This window comes from Paenibacillus plantarum (assembly GCF_013141695.1).
Taxonomy (GTDB): Bacteria; Bacillota; Bacilli; order Paenibacillales; family NBRC-103111; genus Paenibacillus_E; species Paenibacillus_E plantarum.
Genome location: NZ_WHNY01000048.1, coordinates 19,981 through 28,324, shown reverse-complemented (window position 1 = coordinate 28,324; position 8,344 = coordinate 19,981). Strand labels below are relative to the sequence as shown.

At 44.4% G+C, this 8,344-nt stretch carries 6 protein-coding genes; all 6 read left to right on the top strand.

Going from position 1 to position 8,344, the window contains the following annotated elements; translation table 11 throughout:
* Nucleotides 1-238 (top strand): hypothetical protein (locus GC096_RS38465; protein ID WP_216626150.1); only part of this gene is annotated, 238 nt, incomplete at its 5' end.
* Nucleotides 239-272: 34 nt separating this feature from the next.
* On the top strand, nucleotides 273-1,124 hold the full coding sequence (locus GC096_RS16220; protein ID WP_171631592.1) for a sugar phosphate isomerase/epimerase family protein: 852 nt from the start codon (nucleotides 273-275) through the stop codon (nucleotides 1,122-1,124).
* 642 nt (nucleotides 1,125-1,766) lie between these two features.
* A complete protein-coding gene (locus tag GC096_RS16215) occupies nucleotides 1,767-2,885 on the top strand; it encodes a slipin family protein (protein ID WP_171631591.1) in 1,119 nt (372 codons plus the stop codon).
* Nucleotides 2,886-3,122: 237 nt separating this feature from the next.
* Nucleotides 3,123-6,263 carry an alpha-mannosidase gene (locus GC096_RS16210; RefSeq protein ID WP_171631590.1) on the top strand — a complete coding sequence of 1,047 codons (3,141 nt, stop codon included), beginning with the start codon at nucleotides 3,123-3,125 and terminating at the stop codon, nucleotides 6,261-6,263.
* 188 nt (nucleotides 6,264-6,451) lie between these two features.
* The gene (locus GC096_RS16205; protein ID WP_171631588.1) at nucleotides 6,452-7,345 is read left to right on the top strand and encodes a carbohydrate ABC transporter permease; all 894 of its coding nucleotides are present in this window, start codon (nucleotides 6,452-6,454) and stop codon (nucleotides 7,343-7,345) included.
* 18 nt (nucleotides 7,346-7,363) lie between these two features.
* Complete coding sequence (locus tag GC096_RS16200; RefSeq protein WP_171631587.1) at nucleotides 7,364-8,224, top strand: carbohydrate ABC transporter permease; 861 nt, start codon at nucleotides 7,364-7,366, stop codon at nucleotides 8,222-8,224.
* The last annotated feature ends 120 nt before the right edge of the window (nucleotides 8,225-8,344 follow it).

Below are 8,344 nucleotides of genomic sequence, written 5' to 3'. Positions count from 1 at the left end.
CGAAAATACGTCAAATTCGAGCAAATTAGCTGTAGTTTATACATCTAAACACGATTCGGCAGTCACCTTACGTTCGCAAGCCACAAGCCAGCCTCAAACCAGCTACAATTCTACGCCGTATCCTCGTTTCCTTTTCTTAGGTTTGTCTTTTGGGATAGCCCCTTATTTTGTATTTTGTAAAAAATGCCTATATTCTTCGAAAGAAATGTCAACTTCAAGAGAAGCATTGTTGATATAGTAGAAATCAACTTCATCTCTAGGAGGAGATATCATTGAAATTTGCGGCATTTAGCGGTGTTTTTATGGCACACAGTATTCAAGAAGCTATGAAATTGACTAAAAAGTTGGGCATGGATGGGATCGAAATTGCAGCTCGCGAGCCACATCTTTCTTCGACAACGAGTACGCCGCGGATCCAGGAAATCAAGGCGTTAGCAGCGGATTTGGGACTCGAAATTCCGGTGCTTGCCGGCTATATGGGCGGCTTCTCGACGGCTAGCGATCGAGAGTGTGAGCAAGCATTCAGCGATTTCAATCGTTTGTTGGAAATTGGCGGAGAGCTGGGATCTTCCATGATTCGGGTATCCCCGGGAGGGCCGAATGCTTTCATGGCATACGACTATCACTATGCCAAAGCGGCACACTGGCTGAATAAATGCGCAGAGATGGCTCAAAAACTTCAAATAAAGCTATTGCTTGAAATTCATAATGAATCACTTGTAGAAACCGTTGACAGCAGCTTGAGGTTATTGAAATTGACCCAGCATGATAATATTGGGATGATTCACGATGTTGGTAATATGTATATTACAGAGACGGATTATGGCAGGGATTCTATCGTAAATCTGGACAAACATTTGTTCCATGTTCATGTCAAAGATGAGATACGTGTGAAGGAGGCTGGAGCACCAGGCACTTTCCTTAACTTGACGCATCGCGGACAAGAAGCGTTTCTGCAAAGTCGCTTGGGCGAGGGGGAAGCGGACCATCAACCCATGTTCGATGCGCTGAAAGAAGTCGGTTATAAGGGATGGATAACCTTGGAATGCCATGCGCCATTTCCAGCCTACGAGCGGCTGAATCATGATTTTCAAGCAGTCCAAAAAATGTTGTCTAAGGAATAAAGATGAGGTAAAGACGGACGGCATGCAATACACCGGTACGCATAGAGGGGACACTTTGAAAAAGTGTTCAGTCTGTGCGTATCTTTTTTGTGTCGGCAACAGGAAACGAGAAATTAAAAGGAAACTTTTTACCAGTCGCCATACTTTCACCATGTTCGTTTACATGGAAATAAGCGAAGATAAATTTGGATGTAAGTACGAATGACTTTACCTTGGCTAGGATGTCAAATCGTCCGGCAGTGCGCACACATCTCTATGTGTCTGTATACTGTAATGTTCATTTTCACTTATATTCTCCAGGTGCAGGGGTTCGAATCCCCTATCGTGTGGAACGATTAGCTCAGTGGTAGAGCACTCGACATTTAATCGAGCAAACAAATATTCTTAATTGATTGTGTACTGGAGTCTTCTGTGGCTTACACATGGCACACTGCGTGATGGCTATGCAATCTGCAGATACCGATTACAAGAATGCTTAAACCCGTTTGTTACTAACGGAAGATAGACGGTTTTCAAGTGTAAACCGAACATCTCCAACAAGTTTCGAATGGCGTTAAGGAGTACTTGTATTCTTAAGCAGAATTCCGCTCTAATCGCAGGAAGACTCCAAATACGTGATCTAACACTCAAGGAGGTTTTAACATGTTAAAAAAAGTAACGATACACAATGACGAACGAGGACTGCTATTTCGTAAAGGCAGCTACTATAAATGCTTACAACCAGGCACATATCGGCTGTCACCATTTTCAGATGATCATGTTGAGATTTTAAACATCATGAACGCTTTTCATGTAAAAGGGAAAGATCTTCAGTTGTTTATGCATGACGACATACTCATCAAAGAGCTGGATATGATACAGGTTCAAGACAATGAATATGTGCTGCATTATGAAGATGGCAAATACGTTGGCTTGTTGACAGCTGGAAGATATGCTTTTTGGAATGTATTGAAAGTGCATACTTATCTTCGTGCAGACATACGTAATCCAGAGCTACCCAATGAGATTGATTCAGCTATTATTCCTAAGCTCATTGGTTACTATCAAACATTTGATGTGGCTAGTCACGAAAGTGGAGCCTTGTATTATAACCATGTCATGCAAAAGGAGCTTGTTCCCGGCAAATACTATTTCTGGAAGGGTCCAATCGGAGTCTCTGTGAAAACCGTCGACCTGCGTCAACAGCAAATGGATATGACAGGACAAGAAATGATGACGGAGGATAAGGTCACTCTGCGGCTTAACTTTGTGTGCCAATATCGTATTTTGAATGCACTTCGAGCGCTTGAAATTAAGTCGTTTGAAGAACAAATGTACATTCAATTGCAACTTGTATTACGTGAGTATGTGGGTACTTTGAAATTAGATGATTTGCTGAAAATGAAACAGGAAGTCACCAACTACGTGTTGTCACGCTTGAATGAGAAAAGTCTTGATTATGGCGTGCAATTCTTGTCTGCCGGTGTGAAAGATATTATTTTGCCAGGTGATATTAAGGATATCTTGAATACAGTGTTGTTGGCTGAGAAGAAAGCGCAAGCCAATCTCATTACGCGGCGCGAGGAGACGGCTTCTACGAGAAGTTTGTTGAATACAGCGAAGCTTATGGATGAGAATCAAACCCTGTTCCGACTGAAGGAGCTTGAATTCTTGGAAAAGATTTGTGAGAAAATCGGAACGATTTCTTTTAATGGTGGAGGCAACTTATTAGAGCAGTTGAACTCTTTTGTTGGAGAAAGAAACATGTCTAAGAACGGATAAGTTATAACTTTGGTAGAATGTTATTTTAGCTTACTCAAAGTAAGGACTCTCTAAACAAATAGAGGGTCCTTTTTTTTGAAAAATGAATTTACCCCCCATGAATCATTCGTTTGTCTATCACGCCTTCAGCTTCTTATCCCTTAAAATAGTTATAACTAACTCTAAGAGATAGAATATTACCTAGTATCAGAATTCATAAGATGGTAGCAACATCAATGGATTGAAGGGAGTATTGTGATGTTTTGGACATTGGAGAAATTGCAAGCACGTATCAATGAATTAGAACCGTTTCGCTATCGTGGTGAAGAGGTTATAGATACTTTTCGAATTAAACTTGATGCCGATGGCATTATTGGAGCCTATCCTTCAGATGACGGCGAGTGGAATAACATTCAAATCGGAGACCGTTGGAATGGCCGGGATGTTTATTATTGGCTAGCTGCGGACCTGTTTATCCCAGCGGAGTGGAAAGGAAAGAAGGTACTCGGCCGATTTAAACTTGGACAGACTGGTGAAGGAACGAACAGCGGTTTCGAATCGCTTCTTTTTTTGAACGGGGAGCCGTATCAGGGCGTGGACTCGAATCATGACGAAGTATTTTTCCAGGAAGATGTGATTGGTTCCGAGGTGAAGCTTCGCTTCCGCTTGTGGTCTGGATTAGGCGGTTACCAAAGCTCGAGAGTCATGGAAAGCAGGCTGGAATTAGCAGCAATATGCTGGCTGGATGAAGCTTGCGACGATCTGTACTACACGGCCAAAGCGTTGTTGGAAACGATTCGGATGTTGGATGAGCGTCGCCCAGAACGGCACGAGCTGCTGACTATGTTGGATCAAGCTTTTCTCCTACTCGATTGGTCGAGACCAGGGAGCGATGCTTTTTACAACTCCGTGGCGAGAACTCAGGAACAATTGCAAACGGCTCTGTCCTCCATGCCGAAGCTGCACTCCGTTGTCGTTCAATGCATAGGGCACACGCATATCGACGTTGCTTGGCTCTGGCAGCTGAAGCATACGAGGGAAAAAGCAGCGAGATCTTTCTCAACCGTGCTCCGCTTAATGGAACAGTACCCGGAGTATATTTTCTTACAAACACAGCCACAGCTGTATGAGTATATCAAGTCGGATTATCCAGATATATATGAACGTATCAAGGAACGTGTCAAAGAAGGTCGATGGGAAGCTGGCGGTGCAATGTGGCTGGAGGCTGACTGCAACCTAGCATCTGGTGAATCGCTGGTGCGGCAGCTTTTATATGGAACCCGATTTTTCCGCGAGGAATTCGGTGTAGAATGCAAGTATTTATGGTTGCCTGATGTGTTTGGCTACAGCTGGGCGTTGCCGCAAATACTGCGGAAGTCCGGGATTGAATCATTCATGACGACGAAAATTAGCTGGAATCAATATAATCGGATGCCTCATGACACATTCATGTGGAGAGGGATTGATGGAACGGAAGTGCTGACCCATTTCATGACGACGCCGGATCCCGGCTCCAGCGAAGGAGCCTTCTACTATACGTACAACGGGAAAGTTACGCCATCTTCGGTGCAGGGCATATGGGACGCCTATCGGGATAAGGCGCTTAATTCGTCCTTACTGCTCGCCTATGGGTTCGGCGATGGCGGGGGCGGTGTCAATCGGGAAATGCTGGAGATGAGGCGCCGGCTAGATCAAATACCTGGCATTCCCGCGGTGAAGACGGGGCGGGCTGATGACTATTTTACCGAGCTACAGCAACAGGTCGCAAATTCAAATTCCTATGTACACACATGGGATGGTGAGTTATATCTGGAACTACACCGCGGTACCTATACAAGTCAAGCTTACAATAAGCTTATGAATCGTAAGTTGGAGCTACTGTATAGAGAAACGGAATGGCTGCAAGTCATGAGCAGCTTATTGAATGACAGCGCACATGCGGCGAATGGCGAAAGCTCAAGTCTTCTCTATGAAGGCTGGAAAATCATTTTGCGAAACCAGTTCCATGACATTATCCCAGGTTCGTCGATTCGTGAGGTCTACGAAGACAGTAGGATTGAATACAGTGAAGCGCATGCTATAGGAGATAAAGTGTGGAAACAATCCGCATCGTATTTGACAGATAGTAAGCAGGGGTGTGAAGTAGTGGTGTTCAACAGTTCGCCTTGGGAGCAGACGGATATTGTATGCTTGCCCGAAGGGGAGGGCTGGTTGGATGCGCACAATCGTCCGCTTGAGGCTCAACTTGTGGATGGGAAGATGTGGGTTAAGGTTGAAGAAGTTCCATCGATGGGGTACACGGTGATTCGTCAAGCCGATCGAGCGGATACGTATATGCAAAAGGTGAAGGAAAATCCATTCACGAAGTTGGCTCACGGGTTAATAACGCCTTTTTACGAAATCGAATGGAATGCCAGCGGTCAGATTGAACGACTCTACGATCGGATTGAGAAGCGGGAAATTATCGCCGAGGGACAGACAGGCAACCGATTTGAAGTGTTCGAAGATAAGCCGAAAGGTCGGCACGAGGCATGGGATATTGACATTTTTTATACCGAGAAAAAACAGGAAGTAGCATGTTTGACCCGCATAGAAGTGACAGACATGGGTACTTTGGCGGCGATCGTCCGCTTTGAGTGGTCCTATATGGACTCTACTGTTGTGCAAGATATGGTGCTCTATGCGGATAATCGCAGAATCGATTTCAAGACACAGGTTAATTGGCATGAGCCGCGTAAACTGTTAAAAGTAGCCTTTCCAGTGCGCATTCGGGCGACGGAGGCGACATACGATATCCAATTCGGCAACGTGAAGCGTCCAACGCATTGGAATACAAGCTGGGACTACGCACGGTTTGAGACGGTTGGCCATCAGTGGGCTGATTTGTCTGAACGCGGATATGGCGTCAGCCTTCTGAATGATTGTAAGTATGGTTATGACATCAAAGATCATGTGATGAGATTAACGTTGATCAAGTCCGCGATGGTTCCTGACGCTACTGCAGATATTGGTGAGCATCACTTCACGTATTCGCTGCTACCGCATGCTGGAGATTGGTATGACGGTAAAACGATGCAATCCGCTTGGTCGCTGAACAATCCACTTACGTATGTGTCTGGAACGCCTGAGAAAGCTGCATTCAGCATGTTCCGTCTATCCTGTGAGCATGTCATGATCGATGCGGTTAAAGCGGCTGAGGATCAGGATGCCGTTATTTTGCGGATTCACGAGTTCGCAGGTATAAGCGGACAATTGGAGATATCGAGCGATGCTAAGATCGCGTCCTGGCAGGAATGTGATCTCCTCGAACGCTCTCAAGGGGAGCTTCACGAAGACGCGCGGATATGCGTTCAAATGAAGCCGTATGAGATCAAGACATTTATGATCCATTTCAACTAAACCTACATGCCAACATGGCCCCAAATCTCTTTGGGGTCTGTTTGCATTTCCTCAGTATCACCTAGTGCATCCCCTTATGAGGAAGACAGTTGATTTGTCATACGGACACAGTTGATTTACCACTCCCGCCTTGTAGCGCGGTTGTAATATGCTTATACCACTATTTCAGTTTAAGGAGAAGATGACACATGCGCAAAAGGAGTTCCCTTTTCAATTCCTATGTTTTTATTTTTCCAAGTCTATTTTTAACCTTGGCGCTAGGCGTATATCCGCTTGTTTGGGCGCTTCGTTATATGTTTTACGATTATCAGGGGTATGGCAAAGAGAAATTCATTGGTATTGATAATTTTACAAGATTGTTTAGGGATACGGAGTATTGGCATTCCGTGTACAACACGTTCATTTATGCGGGCGGAAAACTAATTATCGTTTTGCCGCTTTCACTCATCCTTGCTGTTATTTTAAATAAGGGCATCAAAGGAAGAGTGCTATTACGCGCGGTATATTTCATGCCGACGATTATAAGCACATCCGTCATGGCCATCGTTTTTTTTACTATTTTCAATTCGTATAACGGACTTCTCAATCAATTCTTGCTCAAGTATGGCTTAATCTCCAAATCGATCGACTGGCTGGGACCGGATTATGCCATGATAACTGTTATTATTATGGCGATATGGGGGGCAATCGGTAACTATATGCTTCTGTTCATAGCCGGATTGCAAGGTATTCCAGATGATTTATACGAAAGTGCATCCATTGACGGAGCGAATGTGGTTCAAAAGTTTTGGTACATTACAATTCCGATGCTCGGACCTGTCCTGCAGATGATCGTTATGCTCGCTATTATCAACTCACTTAAGGGGTATGAAAGTATTATGGTCATGACCGAGGGCGGACCTTTCGGTAAAACCGATGTCATGTATCTGTATGTGTACAAGCTGTTTTTCCCAGTCTCGGCAACTTCCCCGACGGTACAGCAGATTGGTTATGGTAGCGCTGCTGGTTTCGTAACAGCACTCATTGTCGGGTTAATTACGATTGCATATTTCAGGATGTCCAAACGATTGAATCAGGATTAAAAAGGGAGGGTATACAAGATGACAACGATGAAATCAGGTGGCTTCCTGGGCAACCGAATTATTGGGCATAGTATCAAATGGATATTTTTGATTGCAATCGCCTTTTTCACGATATTTCCCATTGTTATGGCGATGTTGGGCTCTGTCAAAACGAATGCAGAGTTAACAACCGGAGCTACGCTATTACCTTCCGTCTGGAAGTTCTCCAACTACGCAACGGCCTGGAAGCAGGCTAACTTTGCCCAGTTTACGTGGAATAGCTTATTTATAAGCGTCATAGTAACGATCGGAACGCTGCTTGTTGCAACGATGTCCGCTTATGCTGTGGACAGAACGAAATTCCCTGGCAAACGCTTGTATGTTTCTTTACAAGCAAGTACAATGTTTATTTCCATTGGTGCCGTTGTTTTAATGCCGCAATTTAATCTCATGGTCAAACTTGGTTTAAATAAATCACTTTGGGGTGTCATCATCATCCTCATTAGCTCGCATGCGGTGATTTATTTTATGCTGATCGGCTTTTTTAAGGCGATTCCTAAGGATCTTGACGAGGCCGCTTATATCGACGGCTGCAATTTCTTTACGGTATACTGGCGGATTATTCTTCCTTTATTGCGTCCTGCACTAGGGGTTACTGCCTTGTTCACGTTCCGAGGTGCTTGGAATGAATATATTTTGCCATTGGTTTTCACTATGACAAACCCAAAACTACAAACACTGACCGTTGGTCTTGCTAATTTGCGCTACGGCATTGGCGCCGCTGCAGAAGCACATCTCATGATGGCTGGTGCGTGCTTATCATTCCTGCCGATCCTGGTTGTGTATGTCTTGGCGAATAAGTCATTCATCCAAGTAACGGCAGGAAGCGTAAAAGGATAGGCATACAGAAGTATACAACAGAGTTATTTTCCCCCACCTTGAAAGTTGATTTGTCATTCACGGTTCCAGTAGATATAGGGTTATCATGAAAACAGTTACATGATGCATGTATCCAACTAC